Genomic DNA, 24,323 nt, shown 5'->3' with positions numbered 1-24,323 from the left:
TCAGGGTACGGGGATCAAAGCATGGAAAGGTGCACGTGGTTGGTGTGGTCAGCGGCCGGACTGCCGGCACCGCTGTACGACTTCCAACCTGTGCCCGGCATCCAGATCTGGCGATACCAGATCACGTACATCACGCCGAGCGCGTTCGCGTTCTTGATGAAGTACGCCGCGAGGTTGTTGCCGTACGTTTTGTCGCCGCCGGTCGCGCTCTTGTCCTGGAAACCGCCGGCCGCCGCGGAGAAGTCGCAGGCCCGGCCCTTCGGGTGCTCGCCACCGCCACCGGAACGGTGACACGAGGCGTATCGCTTGAACCCGTCGGACTGCGCCTCCTTCAGCGCGTGCAGCGTGCGCGGCGTGATGCAGCCGCTGGCCGGCGTCGGGTCGTCGATCGTGCAGGACTCCGAAGGCCACGATCCGTCGGAGTTACGCGGTGCGGCTTTGGCCGCCGGCGAGTTCGCGTTGATGTAGCCAGCGGTGGTCACGCCACCGCCGATGCTGCGGAGGGCGCGCTCGGCGTCTTCCTTGCGCTTCTTGAGGGTCGCGACCTGCTTCTGCTGCTCGCGGATCTCTGCGTCGAGCTGGGCCTTGGCCTGCCGCGCCGCCTCGTGCGCCTCGTCGTAGCCGCGCAGGGCACCGGCGTCGCGCTGGGCCATCACCTCGAGGCTGCCGGCACGGGCCAGGAAGTCGTCCGGTGAGGCGCTGTTGAGCAGCGCGGACAAAGTGGTCAGCCGACCGGTGCGGTAGGACTCGACGGCCATCACACCGACCTGGGCGCGCATGACGTCGACCTGGGTGTCGAGCGCGTTGACCTCTTTGTTGAGGCGGAACGCCCGCTTCTTCGATTCGTCGAGCTTGCGTTGTGCCTCGACCTGGCCCTTGGCCGCGGCCTCGAGGTTGTCGCGAAGCTTCTTCTCGTCGTTTTCCTTAGGTGCGGTCGGCGCGGCGTACGCGCCGGTGACTGGAGCACCGGTAGCGACCACCACGGCCGCGAGCAGCGCGGCGAGTAGGACACTCCACCGCCGTCGCGTAACCGTCCGAGGCACTGGGATTCCCTTCCGTCACAATGGTTCCCCCGCTGGCCGCCGGACAGAGTACCCGATCAGGAGCGACCGGGCCGTCCCGTGAGATTTGCTCACAGACGGTCACGGAACGAGTGCGCCGGCCACCGTCCGCCAGGTCTGGTCGTCGATGGCCGCGAGCAGGCCCTCGCCGGGGTCGGCCGCGACCACGTACTCCGCGCCGTCGAGCCGGCGGACGACGCCGCCCGCCTCGCGCACGAGCAGGGCGCCCGGCGCGTGGTCCCAGGGCCAGGTGCGCCAGGACATCGCGAACTGCTGCCGACCGGCGAGCAGGTCCAGGTACTCCCGGCCGGCACAGCGCTGGCCGTTGGTGACCTCGCCCAACCGGTCGCCGCCACCCTCCACCCGCGCCCGCAGGTTCGCCGGGTAGTACGTGGCGGCCGCGACACCGCGCAGCCGGTCCGCCGGGAGCGGTGCGACCGGCTCGACCCGCACGTCGCCGAGGAAGGCACCGCCGCCGGCCACGGCGTACCCCATCAGGTCGTCGATCGGGTCGTAGATCCAGGCGGCCGCCAGGCCCTGCGCGTCGACCAGCGCGACCATCAGGCAGAACGGCCCGCTGCCGGCGGCGTAGTTGGCGGTGCCGTCGATCGGGTCGACGATCCACGTCGGGGCCGGTCCGCCGATGCGGGCGAGCACCGACTTGTCGGCGGCGTACGCCTCCTCGCCGACGACGACCGACCCGGGCAACAGATCGCTCAGGCCTGCGGTGAGGGCCTCCTCCGAACGGCGGTCGGCGACCGTGACCAGGTCGCCCGGGCCCTTCTCGCTGATCTCCGAATCCTGGAGGTGCTGGTAGGAGGGAAGGACGACGGTGGCGGCGGTGTGCCGCAGCAGCGCGCCGACCTGGCTGCCGAGTTGTGCGTCGATCACATTTGTCCTAGTTGCGTGGGGGGAGCTTGACCACACTGACGAAGAACTCGTCAATCTGGCGTACGACCGAGATGAAGCGTTCGAAATCCACGGGCTTGGTGACGTAGGCGTTGGCGTGGAGCTGGTAGCTGCGCAGGATGTCCTCGTCCGCGGCGGACGTCGTCAGCACCACCACCGGGATCCGGCAGAGCTCGTCGTCCTTCTTGATCTCTTCCAGCACCTCGCGGCCGTCCCGCCGCGGGAGGTTCAGGTCGAGCAGGATCAGGTCCGGGGCGACCGCGTCCGCGTACCGGCCCTGGCGGCGCAGGTAAGCCAGCGCCTCCGCGCCGTCGGAGACGACGGTCAGCCGGTTGCGCAGCTTGTGCTCCTCGAACGCCTCCTGCGTCATGAGCACGTCGCCCGGGTCGTCTTCGACCAGGAGCACCTCGATCGGACTCCTGCCGTCAGCGGGAGCGGTCATGCCGCCACTTCCTTTACGCCGGTCGTGTCGTGCGTGGGTTCGGCCTGGGCCGGGGGCTGGTCCGCCTCGGGGGTGTCGTCGTCGGTGGGTGCGTCGGCGATCACCGGCAGGGTGAACCGGATGATCGTGCCCTCGGTCGCGTCGACGTCGACCCAGATCCGGCCGCCGTGGTACTCGACGATCTTCTTGGCGATGGCCAGCCCGATGCCGGTGCCGGGGTACGCGTCCTTGGAGTGCAACCGCTGGAAGATCACGAAGATCTTGTCGGCGAACTCGGGCTCCACGCCGATGCCGTTGTCGGCGCAGCTGATCTCCCACTCCTCGCCGATCTGGCGAGCGGAGACCTCGACCCGGGGCGCGACTCCCGGACGGCGGAACTTGATCGAGTTGCTGACCAGGTTGGTCAACAGGTTGGTCAGCAGCGCCTCTTCGCCGAGCACGGTCGGCAGGTCGTGGAAGACCAGCTCGCCGCCGGCGTACTCGCGTGCGCTCTCGGTCTGGCTGCTCACCTGGACCATCACGCGGTCGAGGTCGATCTCGGTGAAGCCGGCGGTGGCCCGGCCGATCCGGGAGAACGCGAGCAGGTCGTTGATCAGGCGCTGCATCCGCTGTGCGCCGTCGACCGCGAACGCGATGTACTGGTCGGCGCGCTCGTCGAGTTGGCCGGCGTAACGGCGTTGCAGGAGCTGGCAGAAGCTGGCCACCTTGCGCAGCGGCTCCTGGAGGTCGTGCGACGCGACGTAGGCGAACTGCTCCAGGTCACGGTTGGACCGGATCAGCTCCTCGGCCTGGCGCTGGAGCTGGCCGTTGACCCACTCGATGCGCTCGCGGGCCGCGCCGACCTCGCTCAGGTCCGCGGCGATCTGCTCTCGCATCGCGTCGATGTCGGCCGCGAGCCGGCTCAGCTCCGGCGGGCCGATCCCGGTGATCTTCCGCTGGTAGTCGCCGGCGCGCACGTCGCGCACCTGGTCGGCGAGGTCGGTGACCGGACCGATCACCACCCGGTTGAGCGACACCAGCAGCGCGACGCCGGCCACGATGATCACCGCTGCTGCGACCACCAGCAGAAACACGAGTGTGTTGCCGGTCTCCCGGGCCTTGCCGGCCACGGTGTCGCGCAGCTCGAGCATCTGCCGTTGCAACTCGTCTAGCGAGGCGCGCATCTCGTCGAAGCGCTGCCGCGCCTGATCGGTGATGAAGCTGCGGGCGGTCGCCACGTCGGGTGCGGACACCACGGGCTCGGCGACGCTCGACCGCCACGCGGCTGCCTGCTCCTCGATCCGGTCGAGCTGACGGGCTATGTCCGGCTCGTCGTCGAGCAGCGGGCGCATGACCGCCACCAGGCGCTGCTCGGCCGCGACACCCTCGGTGTAGGGCACCAGGTCGTTGCGGTCACCGCTGACGGCGTACCCGCGGACGCCGGTCTCCTGGTTGAGCAACGCTGTCTGCAGCCCCTGCGCGCTGGTGCGCAGTGGGCCGGTCTTGTCGAGCAGGGTGTCGAGGTGGTTGCGGTTCTGCGCGGCCACCGTGGCGGCGACCACCGCGATCAGCACGAGCACGACACCGACCAACGTCGTCAGCGTCACCAACCGGCGCCGCAGCGTCCAGGTCCTCATCGGCCACCGCCCGCGGTGACCAGCAGCATCGCCACATCGTCGGCGAGAGCGCCGCCGTTGCCGTCCTCGGCGCGGCCGACCAGCCAGCCGGGCAGGTCGGGGAGCGGCACGTCCCGTCCGGCTTCGACGAGCTCGACCAGGCCGGGCACGTCGAGGCGTTCGTCACCCGCGCCCACGCGCCCCTCAATAAGGCCGTCGGTGTACATCAGCAAGGACCAGTCATCGCTGTCGAACTCCAGGTCGTAGACGCGCGGCGGGCGCGGAGCGACACCGAGCAGGAGACCGTTGGGCGCCGGTACGGGAGCGACCTTACCGTTGCTCAAGAGCAAGGGTGTCGGATGACCGGCGAGCCGCACCGTCGCCCGGTTGGCTCGCAGGTCGATCCGGACGGTGGCGACCGTGGTGAACGTCTCCGGCAGCCGCCGCTCGCTGATCAACACCTGCTCCAGCGCCGGCAGCACGGCGTCGTCGGGCACCCGGGCCAGCACCAGCGCGCGCCAGGCGACCCGGAGCATCACGCCGAGCGCGGCCTCGTCGGCGCCGTGTCCGCAGACGTCACCGACGATCAGGTCGACCCGGTCGGGGGTGCTCTGCACGACGTCGTAGAAGTCGCCGCCGATCAGCGCCGCGTGCCGGCCGGGACGGTAGAAGGGGTGCACCCGGATCCGGTCGGTCTCCATCAGCGGCCGCGGCAGCAGGCCGCGCTCCAACCGCGCCGACTCGGCCTGGCGCAACTCGACCTCGCGCAACCGCAGCGCGTCCTCGTCGGCCCGTTTGCGTTCGACCGCGTACCGCAGCGCGCGCGTCAGCAGCACGCCGTCGACCTGGCCCTTGACCAGATAGTCCTGGGCGCCCTCGGCGACCGCGACCACGCCGAGGTGCTCGTCCTGCCGGCCGGTGAGCACGCAGACCGCGGCACCGCCGGACTGCGCGAGCACCTGGCGGAGCCCGTCGAGGCCCTGCGCATCGGGCAGGCCGAGGTCGAGCAGCACGCAGTCGGCGCCGGCCATCAGCGGGCGGGCGTCGGCGAGACTCTTCGCGTTGACCAGGTCGACGGCCGCGTCGGCCTCGTCGAGAAGCTCGCTGACCAGGAAAGCGTCAGCGTCGTCGTCTTCGATGAGCAGCACCCGCAGCCGCTGCACGGCGGACCGTTGCTGACCAGGCTGGGGCGGCACCGCGACGGCTGACACCCGGTGCTCGGCCACGCCACCCCCCTCTCGGCTTGATCGTTGTCCCCACTCAACTGACCCTGCGGTAGGCAACCGTATGGCACGGTGCACCCACCGTGCCAGGCAGACCCGCCCAGGGGCCACGCTGCGGATCTAAGGTGTTCTCACTTTGCGCGAAGGAGGCGTCGGTGTCCGCTGGAGTTCAGGAGTCGACCACCCCGGCCCAGGTGCCCGCCGACCGGGCGCTGGCCCGTCCTCCACGACGGGCGCTGACGGCTCTCGTCGCCGTCGTGGTGCTGGGCGCGATCGGTGCCATCTCGTTGCTCGACATCCGCCCGCCGGCGCCGAAGCCCGTATCGGCACCCGCCGGCGAGTTCAGCGCCGGGCGAGCGGCTGTGCACATCGACACCGTCGCCGCGCGGACGCACGTCGCGGGCAGCGCCGCCAACGACACCGTGCGTGACTACCTGGTGCGTACGCTGTCGGGATTCGGACTGCGCACGACAGTGCAGGACGCCATCGGTGGCGAGGCCGGCGACCTCAGCGGCAGTTCCGGTGCCGCCGCCGTCGCGCACGTCCGCAACGTGGTCGCGGAACTGCCCGGCAGCGACCCGACCGGCACGGTGTTCCTGGTCGCGCACTACGACTCGGTGCAGGTCGGCCCGGGCGGCAACGACGACGGTGCCGGCACCTCGTCGGTGGTCGAGGTGGCCCGAGCGCTGACCCAGGCCGGCCCGCCCCGCAACAACGTGGTGTTCGTGCTCACCGACGCCGAGGAGGCGTGCCTGTGCGGCGCGCTCGCGTTCGCCGCGAACCACCCGCTCGCGAAGGACGGCGGTGTCGCGCTCAACCTGGAGGCCCGCGGCAGCACCGGGCCGGTGATCATGTTCGAGACCTCGCGCGACAACGCGAAGCTCGTCGACGTGTTCGCGCGGTCGGCGCCGCACCCGGTCGGCACGTCGTTCGCGGTCGAGGTCTACCGGCTGCTGCCCAACGACACGGACTTCACCGCGTTCCTCGGCAATGACTTCGTCGGCCTCAACTCGGCCTACATCGACGGTGGCGCCCTCTACCACACCCCGCTGGACACCCCGGCCTCCGTCGACAAGCGCACGCTGCAACAGCACGGCGACAACGCACTCGGCTTGGTCCGCGCGTTCGGCGCCACCGACCTGGGCGCGCTGCGGGCCAGCGGCGACGCCACGTACTTCCCCGTGCCCGGCACCCTGATCGTCTATCCCGGCTGGCTGACCTGGCCGCTGGCCGGCGTCGCGCTGCTTTTGGTGGCAGCGTTGGCCGTGCTCACCGTCCGCAGCGGCCGCGCGACCTGGGGCCGGGTCGCGGGCGGGTTCGGCCTGGCCCTCGTGCCGATCATCGCCGCACCGCTGGCCGCCCAGTTGCTCTGGATGCTGGTCACCGCGCTGCGCCCCGGGTACGTGTCGCTGCTCGACCCTTACCGGCCCATGCTCTGGCGCCTTACCGTCGTGCTGCTGGCCACGGCCGTCCTGTTCACCTGGTACGCGCTGCTCCGTCGGCGGATGGGCCCGGCCGCGCTGGCGATCGGCGGCCTGGGCTGGCTGGCCGTGCTCGGCCTGGTCCTGGCCGCGCTCACCCCCGGCGGCTCCTACCTGGCCGCCCTGCCCGCGCTGGCCGGCGCGCTCGGCGCACTGGTGGCGCTGCGGCTGCGGGACGCGTGGACGGTGGTCCCGCTGACGGTGGCCGCGGCGGTCGGCGTGGTCATCCTCGCGCCGACCGTGGTGCTGCTCTTCCCGGCGCTCGGCATGGCGATGGGCGGGGTGGGCGCGCTGTTCGCGACACTGCTCGGCTTGGCCGCCCTGCCGGTGCTCGACCTGCTGCTGCCGGCGGCCGGTGGCCAGCGTGGGCTGACCGCACTGCGGGCCCGCCGGATCGGCCTCGGCGTCCCGGTGCTGGCGCTGGTGGCCACGCTGGCGGTCGGCGGAACCGCGTTCGCGGTCGACCGCTTCGACCCGGCCCACCCGGTGCCGACCCACCTCATGTACGCGCTCGACACCGACGACGGCCAGGCCAAGTGGGTCAGCTACGAGTCGTCGCCGCAGTCCTGGACGGCCGGCTACGTGTCGGCCACGGAAGACCTCGCGGCTACGTTCCCGGAGATCGGCGGCGCGGAGGTGCTGACCGGCCCGGCCGAGGCGGCGAGCCTTCCGGCCGCCGCGGTGACCGTGGTGGCCGACTCGGTCTCGGGCGGCAGCCGGACGATGCGCCTCAAGGTCGTGCCGCAACGCCCGGTCCGGCTGGCCGCGCTGCACGTCGACGGCGCGAGCGCGGCCGTGGAGAAGGCCAGCGTCGGCGGCTTCCCGGTGCCGGTGGACGCGTCCGAGCCGTGGTCGTTCGGCCTGATCTTCCACGCACCGCCGGCGGACGGCTTCGAGGTGGAGTTGGTCCTGCGGCCGACCGGCAGTGGACCGGTCCGGGTCCGGGTCGAGGACGGCAGCGACGGGCTCGAGAACATGCCGGGCTTCCGGCCCCGCCCGCCGGGCGTCGGCGTGATGGGCAGCCACAGCTCGGAGCTCGTGCTGGTCGCCAAGACGTACACCTTCTGAGCGCGCATCAGGCCCCGCGGCCGGCTTTCCGGCGGCGGGGCCCGATGCGGGACGGATCAGGCCGCTCGGTGGCGGCCGATCACGCGGCTGCGGCGGCGGAACATGGTCACCGCTAGCCCGGCCAGCACGAAGGCGGCGCCGGTCGCGGTCAGGCTCAGGACGGTCCCGCGCGTGGTGAGGCTGCCGTCCTCGGACCGCAGCGTGACCGCTGCGGGGCCGGGGCTGTCGAGCGGGCCCGGCTCGATCGAGGACAGCGCCTTGGGAAGGTTCTCGATGTCGGCCGTGGTGCTCGAACCGAAGCCGCTGTAGTTGAGGCCGGTCGTCGGCGAGATCTGCGAGTTGACGACGGGGCTGGCCGAGGGGCTGTCGCCAAGGCCGTTGTCCCCACCGGCGTCGCCGAGGCCGTTGTCGCCACCGCCGCTGTCACCGCTGTAGCCGCCGCCGTCGCTGTAGCCGCCGCCGTCGCTGTAGCTGCCGCCGTCGGTGTAGCTCCCGTTGTCGCTGAAGCCGCCGTCGTTGCCGAGGACCGCGCCGGGGTCGCTGAAGGTGCCGCTGCCGTCGCCGAGGACCGCGCCCGGGTCGTTCGGGACCGCGCCGCCGTCGTACCCGGATGGGCTGTTGTCGAGGACGGTGCCGTCCGTGTACGGGCCTCCGCTGTTCGGCAGGCCGTCGCTCGCGACCGTGCCGGGCACGTCGCTGTAGCCCGAGGAGATGCTGGTGTCGACAACGCCGCCGGCGGCCGGGGCCTCGGGAGCGACCGGCGCGGGGTTCGCGTCCGGCTCGACCGGGTCGACCGTCCCGTGTGGAACCTGATTGGCGGTCGGTGTCGGTGTCGGCGTGGGCGTCGGCGTCACCGTCGGGGTGGGTGTGGGTGTCGGTGTCGGGGTCACGCTCGGCGTCGGCTTCGGTGCCCGGAGGGCCGCCGGCTCGATCACCGGACCGACCGCCGCGGCCGGGCAGGTGTGCGCGATGGTGAAGTCGCGGGCCGTACCCGTGATGGCCGCGACCCCGTCGGTCAGCCGAGAGCCGCGCTCGACCGCGAGCCAGGCCTGGGTGCCGTCGACGCCACCGTCGGCGCTGGGCGCCTCGCGACCGACCTGCCGCTGGTCCAGGGTCGTGAACGTCCCGCTGAGCGAGACGAAGTCACCGGACCGGTCGCCCCGGAGGTCGAAGACCCAGACATCGCGGTCCGCGTACGGGCCTCCGCCCAGCCCCGGCACGCATCTCTGGTTGCCGAACTCGGCGGCCGTCGTGGGCACGCTCAGCGGAAGGACGTTCACGTACATCTCCGCGCTGGCGATCGTCGGCGCCGCGACGCCCAGCCCGGATCCCAGTACCGCCGCAAAAACCGCGCGCAGCGTTCGTCCCCTCATCCCGTTCCCCCGAATCAGACATGAGACGCACCCAGGTGCGATCGTGCCCGATTCAGGACCAGAATGTGGAGATTCCCCTTATTTGTGCTTGAAGTGTACGAACAGCCGCCCGAAGTTCTTCGAGTCCTTCTCGACCCGGTGGTAGAGCTGCTTGACGTCCTTCTGGTCGAGGAACCGCAGGACCTTCTTCTTGAGCGCGCCCGAGCCCTTGCCCGGGATGATCTCGACGAGGGTGACCTTCTTGGCCACCGCCTCGTCGATGATCCCGCGCAGCGCCCGATCGATGTCGTGGCCGCGGTTGTAGATCTCGTGCAGGTCCAGTTTCAGCTTCACCGGGGTTTGACCTTCGACTCGACCCGCACCAGCGCCTGCGCGTAGTCGGGGTGCTCGGCGTGCATCGCCGCGGCGATCCGCAGATGGGTCAACGCCTCGGACGTGCGGCCCTGGCGCTCCAACGTGCGGCCCAGCACGTGGTGGGCGTAGTGGTCGCTCGGGTCCCGGTCGACCAGCACCCGCAACTGCTCCTCCGCGCGGCCGAGTTGGGCCGTCTGGAAGTAGGCGCGGGCCAGCAACTGGCGCACCGACGCGTTGTCGGGCTCCACCGCGACGATCGGCTCGAGCAGCCGCACCGCCTCCGTCGGGTCACCGGCTTCGAAGAACAGGGTCGCCCGGCGGTACTCCTCCAGGAGATCCATTGCCACCTCCACCTTTCTCAGGGTCGCCGCAGCGACCACGCCCGCACACCACCGAGGATGCCGGCGGTATTCGGCACCACGACCACGTCGTCACCCATCCGAGCTAGCTGCTCCGGCCGGACCAGCCGGGAGTTGCCGCCGCCCAGGTACAGCCGGTCCCAGAGAAACACGGGCCGCAGGCCGTCGACCACGGTGCGGACCCGCCGGGACCAGAACGCGTCGCCCAGCCGGCGGCGCTCGTGCTCACCGATGTACGTGTCGTAACTCATGCCCCAACGCACCGGGGCCTGTGAGAATTCCAGGTGCGGCGCGAGCGCCCCGCCGTCGAAGAGGGCGCAGCCGAGCCCGGTGCCCAGGGTTATCACGAGCTCGAGTCCGGCACCCGCGACCACACCCGCACCATGCACCTCGGCGTCGTTCAGCACCAGCACCGGCGTGCCGAACGCCTCGGCCAGCCCCGCCTGCGCGTCGAACCCGTGCCAGTCGGCGACCAGATCCGGGTCGACCTTCGTACGCGGGCCCGATCTGGTCACATAGTGCGGAGTCGCCACGACCACGCCATGTCGCATCATTCCGGGCATGCCCACCGTGACCCGGTCCGCCGTGGGCAGCCGGGCGGCCAGGTCGAGCAGGGTCTTCACGAAAAGCGCGGTGGGCAGGGGGTACGGCGTCGGCACGCGCAACGGCCGGGCCCGCATCGTGCCCGCCTCGTCGAGCACCGAGGCCTTGATCCCACCGCCCCCGCAGTCGATGGCCAACGTCGTCACCACCCGCTCAGTCTGCCGGTCGGAGCGGCGTCGCACTAAACGGAGCGCAAGATCGACGAAGGGTTGGATACTCTTTTCTGGCCATGACCACGCTGATCGCCAAGGACCTCGCCGCCGGCCACGGCGACAAGGCCCTCTTCGCTGACCTCTCCTTCGTCGTCGCCCCAGGTGACGTGATCGGCCTTGTAGGGCCCAACGGAGCTGGCAAATCGACCCTGCTCCGCACGCTGGCCGGGCTGATCCCCGCCGAGCAGGGCAGCATCGCGCTCAACCCGCCCAGCGCGACGGTCGGCTACCTCCCGCAGGAGCCCGACCGGCGGCCCGGCGAGACCGTCCGGGCCTTCCTGGCCCGGCGCACCGGGGTGGCGGCCGCGCAGGCAGCGCTGGACTCAGCCACGGAGGCGCTCACCGAGGGGCGGCCGGGCGCCGACGACGCGTACACGACCGCTTTGGAGCGTTGGCTCGCGCTCGGTGGCGCCGACCTCGACGAGCGCCTCGACGAAATCGATCTTGGGTTCTCGGCCGACTTGCCGACGACCGCGCTCTCCGGTGGCCAGGCGGCCCGTGCGGGCCTCGCCTCGCTGTTGCTCAGCCGCTACGACATCTTCCTGCTCGACGAGCCGACCAACGACCTCGACCTGGCGGGCCTGCACCGCCTCGAGGAGTTCGTCACGGGGCTGCGCGCCGGCACCGTCCTGGTCAGCCACGACCGCGAGTTCCTGGCTCGCACCGTGACCAGCGTGCTCGAGCTCGACCTGCACCAGCAGCAGGTCAACCACTTCGGCGGTGGCTACCAGTCCTATCTGGACGAGCGCGAGGTGGCCCGCCAGCACGCCCGGGACGACTTCGAGGACTACGCGCAGACGAAGGCCAACCTGGAGGCGCGGGCGCGTACCCAGCGCGGCTGGATGGAGAACGGCGTCCGCAACGCCCGCCGCAAGGCCAAGGACAACGACAAGATCGGGCGGAAGTTCCGCGCCGAGGCGACCGAGAAGCAGGCCGCCAAGGCACGGCAGACCGAGCGCATGATCGAGCGCCTGGACGTGGTCGACGAGCCGCGCAAGGAGTGGGAGCTGCGGATGACCATCGCCGCCGCACCCCGGGCCGGCGCGGTCGTGGCCACCCTGCGCGGCGCCACCGTCCAACGTGGCTCGTTCACCCTCGGTCCCGTCGACCTCCAGATCGACTGGGCCGACCGGGTGGCGATCACCGGACCCAACGGCTCCGGCAAGTCGACGCTCCTGGCCTCGCTGCTGGGCCGGCTGGCGCTGGACGCCGGCGACGCACACCTTGGCCCCGGCGTCGTCGTCGGCGAGGTCGACCAGGCCCGCGGCGCCTTCGTCGGCGCCGAGCCACTGGTCGACGCGTTCCGGGCGGCCACGCCCGGGATGGCTCCGGAGGAGTCCCGCACCCTGCTGGCCAAGTTCGGCCTGCGCAGCGACCACGTCCTGCGGCCAGCCGCCACGCTGTCGCCGGGCGAGCGCACCCGGGCCGCGCTGGCGCTGCTCCAGGCCCGCGGGGTCAACCTGCTGGTGCTCGACGAGCCGACCAACCACCTCGACCTGCCGGCGATCGAGCAGCTCGAGTCGGCGCTCGACGGCTACCCCGGCACGCTGCTGCTGGTCACCCACGACCGCCGGATGCTCGAGGCGGTCCATGTCAACCGCCGCCTCGCGGTGGCCGCCGGGCGCGTGTCCGAGCTTTAGGCTTGACTTATATAACCGGCTGCTAGACAGTCGAGACGTGCACGCGTTCGACGTCCTGGGTGACCCGGTCCGGCGGCGGATCCTGGAGTTGCTGGCCGACGGGGAGCTCGCGGCCGGCGAGATCGGCGCGGTCGTCCAAGCGGAGTTCGGCATCTCGCAACCGGCCGTCTCGCAACACCTTCGAGTGCTCCGCGACAACGGCTTCACCACCGTCCGCGCGGCCGGCACCCGCCGCCTCTACGCGGTCGACGCCACCCCGTTGCGGGAGGTCGATGCCTGGTTGGAGCGCTACCGCCGGTTCTGGACCCAGCGGCTGGACGCCCTGGAGACGGAGCTGGCTCGCGGCCGCCGCGAGCGCCGCTAGTTCTCATCTAGCGGGCCGTCTCGCGCCTCTCCTGTGAGAGGGGAGGTGGTCACCATGACCGACGCGCCGCTGCGGTTGGCGGTGATCATCGGGAGCACCCGCGAAGGGCGGGTCGGCGACCGGATCGCACGCTGGTTCGTCGCCCAGGCCTCCGGGCGTGCCGGGCTCTCGGTCGCGATCGTCGACCTCGCGTCGTTCACCTTTCCCGCCGGCTATCCGGCACGGGCGACGCCGCAGATGTCGGCGTTCGCCGCCGAGGTCGACCGGGCCGACGCGTTCGTCGTGGTGACGCCCGAGTACAACCACAGCTTTCCCGCCTCGCTCAAACAGGCGATCGACTTCGCGTACGACGAGTGGCACGCGAAACCAGTCGGCTTCGTGTCGTACGGCTGCCGCTCGGCCGGGCAGCACGCGGTCGACCAGCTCCGCACGGTCTTCACCGCCCTGCACGCGGTCTCGGTCCGCGACTGGGTCGGCGTCGACCTGCTCGACGGCGGCGACGATCTCGAGGCTTTTCTGGCCGGGGAGTCTCCCGTACAGGCGGCTCAGGTCCTGCTCGATCAGCTCTCGTGGTGGGGCCGCACGCTGCGGTCCGGCCGCGCCGCGCACCCCTATGTCTCTTGATCTTTTGTCAACGGAGGGAACCATCATGAGTGACCGCCCAACCGGCCCCGCGATCGAGGCTGCGGGGTTGGTGAAGACGTTCGGCGAGACCCGCGCACTCGACGGCATCGACCTGTCAGTGCCTGCTGGCAGCGTCTACGGCCTGCTCGGCCCGAACGGCGCGGGCAAGACCACGGCCGTCCGGGTGCTGGCCACGCTGACCCGCCCCGACGGCGGCTCTGCCCGGGTGTTCGGGCACGACGTGGTGCGCGAGGCCAACGCCGTCCGCGGCAAGGTCAGCATGACCGGCCAGTACGCGTCGGTCGACGAGGATCTGACCGGCCTGGAGAACCTGATCCTGCTGGCCCGACTGCTCGGCCACCGCAAGCCGGCCGCGAAGGCCCGGGCCGAGGAGCTGTTGGCCGCGTTCGGCCTGACCGATGCCAGCGACCGCCAGGTGAAGAAGTACTCCGGTGGCATGCGGCGCCGGATCGACATCGCGGCGAGCATCCTCAACACCCCTGAGCTGCTGTTCCTCGACGAGCCGACCACCGGTCTCGATCCGCGCAGCCGCAGCCAGGTCTGGGAGATCATCCGGTCCGTCGTCGCGCACGGCACGACCGTCCTGCTGACCACCCAGTACCTCGACGAGGCCGACCGTCTGGCCTCCCGGATCGCGGTGATCGACCACGGCAAGGTGATCGCCGAGGGCACGCCCGGCGAGCTCAAGTCGTCGGTCGGCTCGGGCACCATCCACGTGCGACTGCGCGACGCCGGCGCCCGCCCGAAGGCGCTGGAGGTGCTGGCGCGGGCGCTCGGCGCGTCGGTCGAGCCGGATGCCGATCCGGTCTCGCTGTCGGCCCGGGTCGACGGATCGGACTTCGAAGCCAGCACCCAGGCCGCGCGGGCGCTGTCGGAGCTAGCCGCCTCGGGCATCGTCGTCGACGACTTCTCGCTCGGACAGCCCAGCCTGGACGAGGTGTTCCTGGCACTGACCGCTGCCCCCTCCGCTGAAATGGAGCCCGCCCGATGAGCACCGCCGCCACTTCCACTGACCTACAGACCGTCTTCGTACCGTCGCCCGAGACCCTAGGCGCGGTCCTCGCGCCCGGTGCCCGACCGCCAAGGCCGAGCGCCTGGTCGGCGTCGGTGACGTTCGGCTGGCGGGCGATGCTGAAGATCAAGCACGTACCCGAGCAGCTCTTCGACGTCACCGCCTTCCCGATCATCATGACCTTGATGTTCACCTACCTGTTCGGCGGCGCGCTGGCCGGCAGCACGGGCGCCTACCTGCAGTTCTTCCTGCCCGGCATCATGGTCACCAGCGTCGTGATGATCACGATGTACACCGGCGTAGGCCTCAACACCGATATTGAGAAGGGTGTCTTCGACCGCTTCCGTACGCTCCCGGTCTGGCGCCCCTCAGCCCTGGTCGGCATGATCTTCGGCGACGTCCTCCGCTACATCCTGGCGGCCCTGGTAATCCTGAGCGTGGGCCTGATCCTGGGCTTCCGCCCAGACGGCGGCGTGATGGGCGTAGCCGCCGGCATCGGCCTGCTGGTCGTCTTCTCGTTCGCGTTCTCGTGGGTCTGGACCATGTTCGGCCTGGTCCTGCGCAGCGAGAAGTCGGTGATGGGCGTCAGCATGCTGGTCCTGTTCCCGCTGACCTTCCTGAGCAACGTCTTCGTCGAGCCGTCCACGATGCCGGGCTGGCTACAGGCCTTCGTCAAGGTCAACCCGATCACGCACCTGGTCGACGCCATCCGCTCGGTGATGGCCGGCTCACCTGACGCCATGAGCATCATGTGGACGTTCGCCTGGAGCGCCGGCTTCGTGGCGGTGTTCGGCTTCCTCACGATGTACCGCTACAACCGGCGGTAGTCGGTTCGTTCGACGGCGGCCCCACGCTTCGGCGTGGGGCCGTTCTTTTCCGTTTGCTGCGAGCACGACTGTCCCCGACCGGTCGGCTGGGAACGCCCATCCGGACCGACGCAGCACTCGTTCGAGTGAATCGAAACTTCGCGATCTAGGCGCCAGTTCGAGTGATATGTAGCCTCCTCTTGTTGCCATGAAATATTTCATGCCTTCGAAAAATGAAAGGGCGATGATCTTCGTTCGCGGCCTGATGTCCTGCCCCAAGACGTCGGCAGCCGACCAGCCCTAGAGCACGTACGCCTGAGTCTCTTAAGCGCCCGACCGTCCGCGCCGGACAGTCGGTTCCACTGCCCTGCCCCAGAGAAAGGTCGTCTGATGTCGCAGCTGGAGGAGCAAAGCGCAGGCGAGAGTCACCATCGCCGGAGACCTCGTGGCAGCCGGCGTCGTCAGCGGCACAGCCAACAAGGGGCGGTCGGTGGAGCCCACAGCGCGCCCGATCCTGACGCTGCCGGACCCGAAGCGCAGCCGGACGAACCGGTGCCCAAATCAGAGGCTGCGTCCTTCCCACCGGTCCGACCTGCCACCGCCTTCATGGCGCTGGCCAACGCGGCAGCCCACGACCGAATCCTGATGTATATCTTCGCGATCGCCTTCCTTCTGACTGCGGCCGCGAAGTTGCTAGGAGCGATCTGACGGAGCTCAGAGCTTCGAGACCAGCAGGTCAAGCCGGCCTGGCGTGCGTGTTTGGCGCCAGGCCCGGGGCATCGCGGCAGGTCGAGTCGGTCAAGGCGGTCTGACGTGCTTGTTCGGCGCCAGGCCCGGGGCATCGCGGCAGGTCGAGTCGGTCAAGGCGGCCTGACGTGCTTGTTCGGCGCCACGCCGGGGGACCGCGGCAGGTCGAGTCGGTCAAGGCGGCCTGACGTGCTTGTTCGGCGCCACGCCGGGGGACCGCGGCAGGTCGAGTCGGTCAAGCCGGCCTGGCGTGCTCGTTCGGCGCCAGGCCGAAGGGACCGCGGCAGGTCGAGTCGGTCAAGCCGGCCCGAGGTGCCTATAGCCGCCAGGTGGTGGTGCTGGTCGGTGCGTAGCGGCAGGTAGCACCCGTCGAGACCGCTTCGCGAAGGTGAGCGGCCAGGTCCGGGTGTCGCTCGTCGATTTTGCGCAACGTGTCGCGGATTCGCGCCGTCACCGTCTTTCGCGCGCGTTCGGCCTCGTCGCCCAGCCGGCGGGTCCGGCCGCCAAGCCCGGCTGCCGCGCGGAGCTCGTCGATCAACGCGCGGCGCTCGGCGTCGAGCGTGGCCAGCTTGCTCTCGTCGCCCCGCTGGGCGACCAGGTCGATCGCGTCGTCCAGCTCGCTCAGCCGGCGCTTGTAGCGGGCCTTGGCCTCGTCGTCGAGCACCGGGTCGCCGCCCATCCGGCGCGCCGCCAACAACTCGGGGCCGGCCGTCGGGTCGAGCAGCACCGCGACGGCGATGTCGTCGCCAGGGTGGCTCAGCAGTTCATGGAGGTCGCGTAGTCCCTTGGCGTCCGGCAAATGCACCACGTGACCGGCGAACGCCAGACGCCACACGTCGCCCTCCCGGCGGAACTCGGCCGGCGATGCTCCGGCCGTATCACCCGGCGCAACGCCATGGTCGCCGCCGCCCGCGGGACGCACATGTCCGACCGGTGCGCCGCCAAGACCGCTGCCGCCCGTGGACCGAGCCCTGTCGACTGGTGCGCCGTCACGGCCGCTGCCGTCCGCGGGAAGAGCCCTGTCGACCGGTGCGCCGTCAAGACCGCCCCCGCCCGCCGAACGAGCGCGTTCGACCGCTGTGTCGGCTGGCAGCGTGTCCTCCCCTGCCAGCGGCGTGCCGCCGGTGCCCGGGGAGCGGTGTGCGACCGCAGATCCGGTGTTGGCGGCGGGAGCGCCCGCCTTCCCTGGACCGGCGGCGAAGCCGCCGGGGCCGTCCACCGTGGTATCCGCCCATGGCAGCGACCAGGCCGCCGGGCCATCACCGTCTCGACCCGCCCCAGTGCGCCCGGAGGAAGGCACGACGCCCGCCCGTGGCGCGGGCCGGTCGGAGACGCGCGGCGGCCGGGCTGCCAATGTGCGAGCCTCTTCGGCCACGTGCGGCATGTCGAGGTCCGTGGCCTCCCGCTCCACTTCGGACAGCAGCTCCGCCGCGTCCGCGCCCTGAGCTAGTCGGGCCGTCGCCAGGCCGAGGCGGGCCTGGACCGACCACGGCCGCGCGCCCAGCTCGTCGGCCGCTGCGTGTGCTCGGGCGAAACCCTCCGCCGCCTCGGCCCACCGTTCCTCGGCGGCGTCGACGCGGGCCAGCCAGAGCTCGACCGGGCCGCTCACATCGCAGCCGTAGAGGGACACCAGCCACTCGCCGGCATAAGGCTCGAACGCCTCCCGGGCTCGGGCGCACAGGTCCGGGTCGCGGGTCAGCACCGCTAGCTCCGCCACCAGCCGCAGGAACAGCGGCTGCATCCAGCGCTGGTAGCTGCGGTCTCCCGCGTCGGTCTCGGCCACGTGGCGCAGGCCGGGGCCGGGGTCGCCCTGGGCGACGGCGTTGAGGGCGGTGACCAGCGGGTAGTAAGGCGGGTGCGCGGCGACCCGCGTCCCGATCAGCTGGGCCGACTCGGTGAATCGGCCGCGCAGCATCAGCAGCGCCCAGCGGATGTGCTGGCCCATGTAGGCGTTTTCGTCCTGGTCGCCGTCGATGAAGCCGGCCAGGTCTCGGTGCAGGGCGGCCGCTTCGGTGAAGTCGCCGCGGAGGGTCGCGATGATGCTGCGGTCGATCGTCGACATGAGCCGGGCCATCGCGACGTCGAACCGCTCGGTCATCGCATGCAGCGCCTGCACCTGCGCGTAGTAGCCCGGGTCGCCCATCTCCAGCAACGCCACCCAGCGCAGCGACACTGCGAAGGCCGCTGTCTGCCAGTCGCCGGAGCGGGTGGCGACGGTCTCCATCTCGGTCATCAGGGCCGCGCGCTCCCGGGCCGAACCCGCGCCCCAGATCGCGTCGTGCCGGCTCCACAGGCTGAACGCCAGCGCCTCGTCGTTGTTGTCGGCGCGGGCATCCGCCTCGGTGCGGGCGATCAGGTTGCCGACCAACCGCTCGCGGGAAAGCTCGGAACCGTCGCCGCCCACGTAGCGGGCGTGTGCCTCGCGTAGCAACGCCTCGATCACGGCGGTGCGGCTGCTCTGGGGGCCGCGGTGGCGCTCGGCGACAAGTGCCACCCGGGCCAGCACCGAGGGCTCGTCGAGCGTGCGGGCGACCTCGGCGGCGGCCTCGATCTGCGCCCAGGCGTCGTCGCGGGAGCGGCCGTGGAACAGCTCCATCGAGAGGTCCAGGTGGAGCTTCACCCGCCGGGCCGGGTCCTCGACGCGTTCCAGCGCGCGCCGGAAGTGGTTGTGCGCCTCTTCGGGCGCGAGCCGGCCCGAGGCGTCGGTGGCGGCGGCCACCAGGTGGTCGACCGCCTGCGCCGACGGGATCTCGCCGCCGGCCGCGTACGCGTGGCGGGCCAGATCGGCCGGGAACAGTCGGCCGCGCAAACCCGGCGCCTCGTCGACCGCCCGCACCACCGCGGCGTGCCGGACCCGGCGGGCGTCGTCCGAGAGCCCGTCGTAAAGGGTCTCGCGGACCAGGTCGTGACTGAACGCGAACCGCCCGCCGCCCCGGCCGACCACCAGCCGCGCCGTGATCGCTTGGTCAAGCAGGCGGTCGACCTGCGGCACCGGCTCGGCGACGACCGCGGCCAGCAACTGCCGGTGGAACTCGTGGCCGAGCACCGAACCGGCGGTCAACAACTCGACCAACGAACCCGGCAGCAGGTCGAGCCGGCGGCGCACCGCGTCGCGTACACCTGGCGGTATTGCGGTCAACGAGCCGTCGGCCCGCCACAACCGGGCGGTCTGCTCGACGAAGAACGGGTTGCCGCCGGTGCGCCGGTGCACCTCGGCGACCACGTCGTCGGTCGGCGCCCGACCCGCCGCCCGCTCGATCAGCGCGCCCACATCGGCCGGCTCGAGCCCCGTCAGGGTGACCGTGGTCGCCTTGGCCTGCAACGGAAGCAGCAGCGGCCGAAGCGGGTGCGCGGCCGACTCGACCTCGACGTCACGGTAGGTGCCGACCAGCAGCAGCCGCTCGAACCACGTGTGCTGCGCCGCGAACTCCAGCAACCGCAGCGAGGCCGGGTCGGCCCAGTGCAGGTCGTCGAAGACAACCATGACCGGCGCGTGCTGGGACGCGGCGACCAACGCGGCGGTGACCCCGTCGTACAACGTGAATGCCTCGGTGTCAGGGTTTGAGGTCTTGCCGAGCAACACCGCGAGCGCGCCGCCGCCGGCCTCCTGGATCTCCGCCCACTGGTCTGGGGTGGCGTGCCGGCGCAGCCCGCGCAGCACCTGCACCCACGGCCAGTAGCCGGGTGCGCTCTCCGAATCCCAGCAGCGCCCACCGAGCACCGTCACCCCGCGCGCCCGGGCCTCGTCGACGGCGCCGGCCACCAGCGTGGTCTTGCCGATGCCGGCCTCGCCGGTGACCAGCACCAGCCCACCGTGGCTTTCCGTCACCCGGTCGACCTCGACGCGCAGCATCGAGGCGGGATGCTCCCGCCCGATGACCGTCTCCCCCACCCGGGTCCCCATGACCCATAGACGGTATCGGAACCCACCGACAGAATTTGTTACGCCAGCAGACCGGGATAAAGCAGTGCCAACTGGTGCGGATACGCCGCGATGAGGCGCAACTCGTCGTCGGTGAGCGGGCGGCCGGTCGAGGCGTTGCAGAGCTGCACCAGCTTGAAGGTCAGCTCCGGCTCCGCGACCGTGACCCCGAGCCCGTCCATGACGTGCCGGAAACCGGCCATGCCGCCGTATTCGCCGGTCAACACCACCCGACCGCGCCGCTCGTGCCAATCCGCCGGGAACGGGCCGAGCACATCCTCGTCGTACAACTCGTAATTCCGATGGTCCTTGAGCGCGCCGTCGGCGTGGATGCCCGACTCGTGCGCGAACGCGTTGCGCCCCACCCCCGGCTGGTTGATCGCCAAGGGCTGATTGAAGGCGTACGCGGCCCAGTAGGCGAACCGCCGTGCCCACGACAGGTCCAACGGATCGCCGATCTCCACCCGGTCCGCGACGCCGAACCCGTTCTGGAGCGCGAGGATCGTCGAGACCAGATCGGCGTTGCCGGAGCGCTCACCGATCCCGTTGACACAGGTGTTGATCCAGGCGTCCTGGCCGGCGTCGAGGTCACCGAGCGCGCCCGCGACCGAGTTGGCCACCGCCATGCCCAGGTCGTTGTGGCAGTGCGTCTCGACCGGCATGCCGACGGCGCTGGCCAGCTTGGCGAACCGCTCCCCGATCCGACCGGGTGTCTCGCCACCGATCGTGTCGCAGTAGCGCACCCGGTCGGCACCCGCCTCCTTCGCCGCCAACGCGAACTCGGTCAGGAACCCGAAATCGGTCCGCGAGCCGTCCTCCGCGTTGACGCCGACGGTCGCGACGCCGGCCTCCTTGGCCGCCCGCACCGCGCCGACCATCTCCGCGACCACGGCGGCCCGGTCGAACTTGCCCCGGAACTTGTTGCGCAACATCTGGTCGCTGGTCGAGATCGACAGGTTGTAGTGCTTGAGGCCGAGCGGCGTGGACGCTGTTACGTCTCCGGCCACCGCCCGGGTCCAGCCCGACAGCCGCAGGTCACCGAAAGCGCCCGCCTCGGCCAGCGCCACCTGCGCCCGCACATAGGGCACCTCGTGGAACAGGAACGGGAAGCCGATCTCGGACTGCGCGACCCCGAGCTTTCCCAGGTAGAAGTTGACCATCGTCTTGCCGAACTTGGACAGCCCGGTCCGGGCCGTCTGCACGCCGTCCCGGTTGGTGACGTCGAGGAAATGAATGCGTGGCATAACCTCAGGTTGACAGCATGGGTTGCGAGCAGTCAATGTTGACTAAAATCAACATCTGCGTGAGTACGGAGGCACGATGGAGCAGCTCACGGGCTGGTTGACGGCGGCCGAGGCGGCCGAGCGGCTGGGTGTGAAGCCAGCCACGCTGTACGCGTACGTCAGCCGCGGTGTGCTCGGCCGCCGCCAGTCCCCCTCGGGCCAGAGCCTGTTCGACCCGGCCGAGGTCGAGCGCCTGGCCCGGCGCGGCCGTCCCCGCCAGCGGCCCACCGGCGCCTCGGAAGTGGTGATCGAGTCCCGGATCACCGCGCTCGGCGCGGACCGGCCGTTCTATCGGGGTCATGACGCTCTCGACCTGGCCTCGTCGGCGTCGTTCGAGTCGGTCGCTGAGCTTTTGTGGACCGGGGAGCTCTCTTCGGGTCCGCGGGTGTGGCGGGCGGGCGAGGCGGCGCTGAGGGCGGGGCGGGCGGCTGGCGCGGCGCTGCCTGGCAAGGTGCTGCTGCTCGATCGGATCCAGGCCGTCGTGCCTGCGCTGGCGGTGACCGACCCGCTGCGGGGCAACCTGGATCCGGGTGCGGTGGTCGACATCGGGCGGGCGCTGGTAGCTGGCATCGTCGACTGCCTCCCAGCCCCGAGCGCGGGGGCGGGTTCTGCGGCTCGGGCCAGCGACGCAGTGGTCAGCGACGCGGGCTCCGCCGCCCAGACCGGCGGGGCGGGCTTCGCGGCCCACGGGGCTGACCCCAACGCTCCGGGCCAGGCCGTCGAGGACAGCATCGCGGGGCGGTTGGCGGCTCGGCTCGGGGCGGAGAACCGGTTCATCGACGGCATTCGGGCTGCGTTGGTGCTGCTCGCCGACCATGAGCTGGCCGCCTCGACGCTGGCAGCGCGGGTGGCCGCGTCGGTCCGGGCCGACCCCTATGCGGTGGTCGCCGCCGGGCTCGCCACGGTCAGCGGCACCCTGCACGGCGGCGCCTCGCTCGGCGCCGAGGCCCTGCTCGACGCGGTCGCGGACCCCGCCGACGCCGACGAGACGATCGGGCTGCTGCTGCGTCGTGGCGAGCGGATTCCCGGCTTCGGCCACGCGGTCTACAAGTCGGGCGACGGCCGCGCCGGCGCCCTGCTTAACCGGATCACCGCCGCAGCGCCGGACCATCCGGTGTTGCGCGGCGCCGAGGCGCTGATCGCGGCCGCCAGCCGGCGCCGGCTGCCCGAACCCAACATCGACTTCGCGCTCGCGACGCTGACCCGGGCGGCCGGGATGCCCACCGGCGCCGGTGAAGCGATCTTCGCGATCGCCCGTGTCGCCGGCTGGCTGGCGCACGCGATGGAAGAGTACGAGCGGCGGACTCCGCTTCGGCTTCGCGCCGTCTACATCGGACCGCAGAGCTAGCCGCGCGCCGCCTTCTGGACCGCTCCGCGGACGACTATCGCATTCGCGGTCTCGGCTGCCCGTTAATCGATTGATCGGACCGAAGAACTAGCCGCGCCGCCTTCTGGACCGCTCCGCGGACGGCTAGCCCGTTCGCGGACTCGGCTGCCCCGTTAATCGATTGAGTTGAGCGGTTGAGCCGCGCTAACGTAGTCGATCAACGGACAGAGAGGGGCAGGGCCGATGCGGATCTGAGGTTGTCGACGTTTCCGACAACCCTGGAGGACCGCCATGTCTCCTGCCATCCTGATATCCGACCTCACCTTCTCCTGGCCTGACGGCGAGCCCGTGTTCGACGGGCTCGACCTGGTCCTCGGCACCGGCCGCACCGCCCTCATCGGCACCAACGGCTCCGGCAAGTCCACGCTGCTGCGCCTGGTCGCCGGGGCGCTCACGCCGGCCCGGGGCACCGTCCGGGTCGAGGGCACGCTGGGCTACCTGCCGCAGGACCTGACGCTCGACGCCGGCCGCCCGGTCGACGACGTGCTCGGCATCGCCGCGACCCGGCGGGCACTGGCCGCGGTCGAGCGCGGCGACGCTGATCCGGTTCACTACACGACGATCGGTGACGACTGGGACGTCGACGATCGCGCCCGCGAGACGCTTGACCGGTTCGGCCTAGGCCACGTCGGCCTGGACCGGCCGGTGGGCGCGCTCTCCGGCGGCGAGGCGGTCCTGCTCGGGCTCGCGGGCCAACTGCTGCGCCGCCCGGGCGTACTCGTGCTCGACGAACCGACCAACAACCTCGACCGGGCCGCGCGGGAACGGCTGTACGCCACGGTGGCCGCGTGGTCCGGCGTCCTGCTGCTGGTCAGCCACGACCGCGAGCTGCTGGACCTGGCCGACCAGGTCGCGGAGCTGCACGACGGCGGCCTACGGCTGTTCGGCGGCTCGTTCAGCGAGTACGAGCACGCGCTGGCCGTCGAGCAGGAGGCCGCGCAGCGTGCCGTGCGGGCCGCCGAGAGCGACGTGCGGCGCCAGAAGCGGGAGCTGGCCGACGCGCACGTGACGCTGGCCCGACGGGTCCGCTTCGGCCAGAAGAAATGGGACACCAAGCGTGAGCCGAAGGCCATCATGAACCAGCGCAAACGCGAGGCGCAGGTGTCCGCCGGCAAGTACCGCGGCCTGCACGAGGACCGGCTCGCGAGCGCGCTTGACCGGTTGACCTCGGCCGAGGACGCGGTCCGCGACGACGCCACGATCCGGGTCGACCTCCCGGCGACGGCGGTGCCCGCGCTGCGCCGGGTGGCCGTTGTGCGTGACGCCGTGCTGCGCAACGGTGCGCGGATCGACCTGGACGTGTACGGGCCAGAGCGGATCGCCCTACTCGGCGCCAACGGCTCCGGCAAGACCACGTTGCTGTCCGCGCTCGCCGGACGGTTGCCGGCCGAACGCGGCGAGGTCGACGTGGCCGTGCCGGTGCGGTTGTTGCCGCAGCGACTCGACGTACTCGACGATGATCTGTCGATTGTGGCCAACGTGCACCGGCTCGCGCCGGAGGCGGGTGACAACGCGATCCGCGCGCGACTGGCCCGGTTCCTGTTCCGTGGGGCCCGGGCACAGCGGCCGGTCGGCTCGCTCTCCGGCGGCGAGCGGTTCCGGGCCACGCTGGCCGCGCTGATGCTGGCCGAACCGGCGCCGCAGTTGTTGCTGCTCGACGAGCCGACCAACAACCTCGACCTGGCCAGCACGCGCCAGCTCGGCGAGGCGCTGGCCGCGTACCAGGGCGCTCTGGTTGTCGCGAGTCACGACCTGGGCTTCCTGCACACCCTCGGGATCACGCGCTGGCTGCGGCTCGACGGCGCGCTGAGTGAGTCGGACCCGCCGGCTGCGTAGG

Annotated in this window: 20 protein-coding genes; 9 read left to right on the top strand and 11 right to left on the bottom strand. The window is 71.3% G+C overall.

What is annotated here, in order from left to right; translation table 11 throughout:
* Positions 1 to 14 precede the first annotated feature (14 nt).
* The 5 genes from BLV39_RS04700 to BLV39_RS04680 form a co-directional block, all read right to left on the bottom strand.
* Positions 15 to 995 (bottom strand): coiled-coil domain-containing protein, encoded by a 981-nt coding sequence (locus BLV39_RS04700; RefSeq protein ID WP_483294848.1) that lies wholly within the window; start codon positions 993 to 995, stop codon positions 15 to 17.
* 147 nt (positions 996 to 1,142) lie between these two features.
* Positions 1,143 to 1,949, bottom strand: coding sequence for an inositol monophosphatase family protein (locus tag BLV39_RS04695; RefSeq protein ID WP_090791131.1), 807 nt, complete (start codon positions 1,947 to 1,949; stop codon positions 1,143 to 1,145).
* Positions 1,950 to 1,959: 10 nt separating this feature from the next.
* On the bottom strand, positions 1,960 to 2,412 hold the full coding sequence (locus BLV39_RS04690) for a response regulator (protein ID WP_090787684.1): 453 nt from the start codon (positions 2,410 to 2,412) through the stop codon (positions 1,960 to 1,962).
* Positions 2,409 to 4,028: a sensor histidine kinase gene (locus tag BLV39_RS04685; RefSeq protein ID WP_090787681.1), complete on the bottom strand. Its 1,620-nt coding sequence runs from the start codon at positions 4,026 to 4,028 to the stop codon at positions 2,409 to 2,411. The genes BLV39_RS04690 and BLV39_RS04685 overlap by 4 nt, the downstream gene beginning before the upstream one ends.
* Positions 4,025 to 5,218: a PP2C family protein-serine/threonine phosphatase gene (locus BLV39_RS04680; protein ID WP_090791129.1), complete on the bottom strand. Its 1,194-nt coding sequence runs from the start codon at positions 5,216 to 5,218 to the stop codon at positions 4,025 to 4,027. The genes BLV39_RS04685 and BLV39_RS04680 overlap by 4 nt, the downstream gene beginning before the upstream one ends.
* A 167-nt stretch (positions 5,219 to 5,385) precedes the next feature.
* On the opposite strand from BLV39_RS04680, the gene BLV39_RS04675 reads away from it, so the two are divergent.
* A complete protein-coding gene (locus BLV39_RS04675) occupies positions 5,386 to 7,779 on the top strand; it encodes a M28 family peptidase (RefSeq protein WP_239083712.1) in 2,394 nt (797 codons plus the stop codon).
* 56 nt (positions 7,780 to 7,835) lie between these two features.
* Here the strand turns inward: BLV39_RS04675 and BLV39_RS42815 are convergent, their stop codons facing one another.
* From BLV39_RS42815 to BLV39_RS04650, 4 genes are all read right to left on the bottom strand, one after another.
* Positions 7,836 to 9,152, bottom strand: coding sequence for a hypothetical protein (locus BLV39_RS42815; protein WP_176984710.1), 1,317 nt, complete (start codon positions 9,150 to 9,152; stop codon positions 7,836 to 7,838).
* A gap of 78 nt (positions 9,153 to 9,230) precedes the next feature.
* Positions 9,231 to 9,485, bottom strand: coding sequence for a Smr/MutS family protein (locus BLV39_RS04660; protein WP_090787672.1), 255 nt, complete (start codon positions 9,483 to 9,485; stop codon positions 9,231 to 9,233).
* Positions 9,482 to 9,847, bottom strand: coding sequence for a tetratricopeptide repeat protein (locus tag BLV39_RS04655; protein WP_090787669.1), 366 nt, complete (start codon positions 9,845 to 9,847; stop codon positions 9,482 to 9,484). Before BLV39_RS04655 ends, BLV39_RS04660 begins: the two co-directional genes overlap by 4 nt.
* A gap of 17 nt (positions 9,848 to 9,864) precedes the next feature.
* On the bottom strand, positions 9,865 to 10,617 hold the full coding sequence (locus BLV39_RS04650; protein ID WP_090791126.1) for an ROK family protein: 753 nt from the start codon (positions 10,615 to 10,617) through the stop codon (positions 9,865 to 9,867).
* An 80-nt stretch (positions 10,618 to 10,697) separates the two neighbouring features.
* Between BLV39_RS04650 and BLV39_RS04645 the strand changes: the two genes are divergently transcribed.
* From BLV39_RS04645 to BLV39_RS42155, 6 genes are all read left to right on the top strand, one after another.
* Positions 10,698 to 12,320 (top strand): ABC-F family ATP-binding cassette domain-containing protein, encoded by a 1,623-nt coding sequence (locus BLV39_RS04645; protein WP_090787665.1) that lies wholly within the window; start codon positions 10,698 to 10,700, stop codon positions 12,318 to 12,320.
* 37 nt (positions 12,321 to 12,357) lie between these two features.
* Entirely contained in the window at positions 12,358 to 12,684 is a 327-nt protein-coding gene (locus BLV39_RS04640) for an ArsR/SmtB family transcription factor (protein ID WP_176984772.1), read from the top strand.
* A 54-nt stretch (positions 12,685 to 12,738) separates the two neighbouring features.
* A complete protein-coding gene (locus BLV39_RS04635; RefSeq protein WP_090787659.1) occupies positions 12,739 to 13,308 on the top strand; it encodes an NADPH-dependent FMN reductase in 570 nt (189 codons plus the stop codon).
* Between the two features lie 25 nt (positions 13,309 to 13,333).
* Positions 13,334 to 14,320 carry an ATP-binding cassette domain-containing protein gene (locus BLV39_RS04630; RefSeq protein ID WP_090787656.1) on the top strand — a complete coding sequence of 329 codons (987 nt, stop codon included), beginning with the start codon at positions 13,334 to 13,336 and terminating at the stop codon, positions 14,318 to 14,320.
* The gene (locus tag BLV39_RS04625; protein WP_090787653.1) at positions 14,317 to 15,168 is read left to right on the top strand and encodes an ABC transporter permease; all 852 of its coding nucleotides are present in this window, start codon (positions 14,317 to 14,319) and stop codon (positions 15,166 to 15,168) included. The genes BLV39_RS04630 and BLV39_RS04625 overlap by 4 nt, the downstream gene beginning before the upstream one ends.
* 369 nt (positions 15,169 to 15,537) lie before the next feature.
* Positions 15,538 to 15,855, top strand: a complete 318-nt coding sequence (locus BLV39_RS42155) for a hypothetical protein (RefSeq protein ID WP_143049645.1) — start codon at positions 15,538 to 15,540, stop codon at positions 15,853 to 15,855.
* 355 nt (positions 15,856 to 16,210) lie between these two features.
* On the opposite strand, the gene BLV39_RS04620 is transcribed toward BLV39_RS42155, so the two are convergent.
* Together BLV39_RS04620 and BLV39_RS04615 are read right to left on the bottom strand one after the other, a co-directional pair.
* Entirely contained in the window at positions 16,211 to 19,798 is a 3,588-nt protein-coding gene (locus BLV39_RS04620) for an AAA family ATPase (protein WP_090787650.1), read from the bottom strand.
* A 38-nt stretch (positions 19,799 to 19,836) separates the two neighbouring features.
* Positions 19,837 to 21,060: a LeuA family protein gene (locus BLV39_RS04615; protein ID WP_090787647.1), complete on the bottom strand. Its 1,224-nt coding sequence runs from the start codon at positions 21,058 to 21,060 to the stop codon at positions 19,837 to 19,839.
* 76 nt (positions 21,061 to 21,136) lie between these two features.
* On the opposite strand from BLV39_RS04615, the gene BLV39_RS04610 reads away from it, so the two are divergent.
* Complete coding sequence (locus BLV39_RS04610; protein WP_090787644.1) at positions 21,137 to 22,447, top strand: citrate synthase; 1,311 nt, start codon at positions 21,137 to 21,139, stop codon at positions 22,445 to 22,447.
* Positions 22,448 to 22,717: 270 nt separating this feature from the next.
* Positions 22,718 to 24,322 carry an ABC-F family ATP-binding cassette domain-containing protein gene (locus tag BLV39_RS04605; protein WP_090787640.1) on the top strand — a complete coding sequence of 535 codons (1,605 nt, stop codon included), beginning with the start codon at positions 22,718 to 22,720 and terminating at the stop codon, positions 24,320 to 24,322.
* Position 24,323: the final 1 nt, after the last annotated feature.

It is taken from the genome of Asanoa ishikariensis, assembly GCF_900107455.1.
GTDB classification, from domain to species: domain Bacteria; phylum Actinomycetota; class Actinomycetes; order Mycobacteriales; family Micromonosporaceae; genus Asanoa; species Asanoa ishikariensis.
The sequence above is the reverse complement of the archived record's forward strand: the minus strand, read 5'-3'. Positions and strand labels throughout refer to the sequence as shown.

Coding starts and splice junctions, on each gene's coding strand:
- BLV39_RS04645 (WP_090787665.1), top strand. CDS start 10,698: ATGACCACGCTGATCGCCAAGGACCTCGCCGCCGGCCACGGCGACAAG.
- BLV39_RS42155 (WP_143049645.1), top strand. CDS start 15,538: ATGTCGCAGCTGGAGGAGCAAAGCGCAGGCGAGAGTCACCATCGCCGG.
- BLV39_RS04605 (WP_090787640.1), top strand. CDS start 22,718: ATGTCTCCTGCCATCCTGATATCCGACCTCACCTTCTCCTGGCCTGAC.
- BLV39_RS04620 (WP_090787650.1), bottom strand. CDS start 19,798: ATGGGGACCCGGGTGGGGGAGACGGTCATCGGGCGGGAGCATCCCGCC.
- BLV39_RS04655 (WP_090787669.1), bottom strand. CDS start 9,847: ATGGATCTCCTGGAGGAGTACCGCCGGGCGACCCTGTTCTTCGAAGCC.
- BLV39_RS04630 (WP_090787656.1), top strand. CDS start 13,334: ATGAGTGACCGCCCAACCGGCCCCGCGATCGAGGCTGCGGGGTTGGTG.
- BLV39_RS04635 (WP_090787659.1), top strand. CDS start 12,739: ATGACCGACGCGCCGCTGCGGTTGGCGGTGATCATCGGGAGCACCCGC.
- BLV39_RS04685 (WP_090787681.1), bottom strand. CDS start 4,028: ATGAGGACCTGGACGCTGCGGCGCCGGTTGGTGACGCTGACGACGTTG.
- BLV39_RS42815 (WP_176984710.1), bottom strand. CDS start 9,152: ATGAGGGGACGAACGCTGCGCGCGGTTTTTGCGGCGGTACTGGGATCC.
- BLV39_RS04615 (WP_090787647.1), bottom strand. CDS start 21,060: ATGCCACGCATTCATTTCCTCGACGTCACCAACCGGGACGGCGTGCAG.
- BLV39_RS04610 (WP_090787644.1), top strand. CDS start 21,137: ATGGAGCAGCTCACGGGCTGGTTGACGGCGGCCGAGGCGGCCGAGCGG.
- BLV39_RS04625 (WP_090787653.1), top strand. CDS start 14,317: ATGAGCACCGCCGCCACTTCCACTGACCTACAGACCGTCTTCGTACCG.
- BLV39_RS04690 (WP_090787684.1), bottom strand. CDS start 2,412: ATGACCGCTCCCGCTGACGGCAGGAGTCCGATCGAGGTGCTCCTGGTC.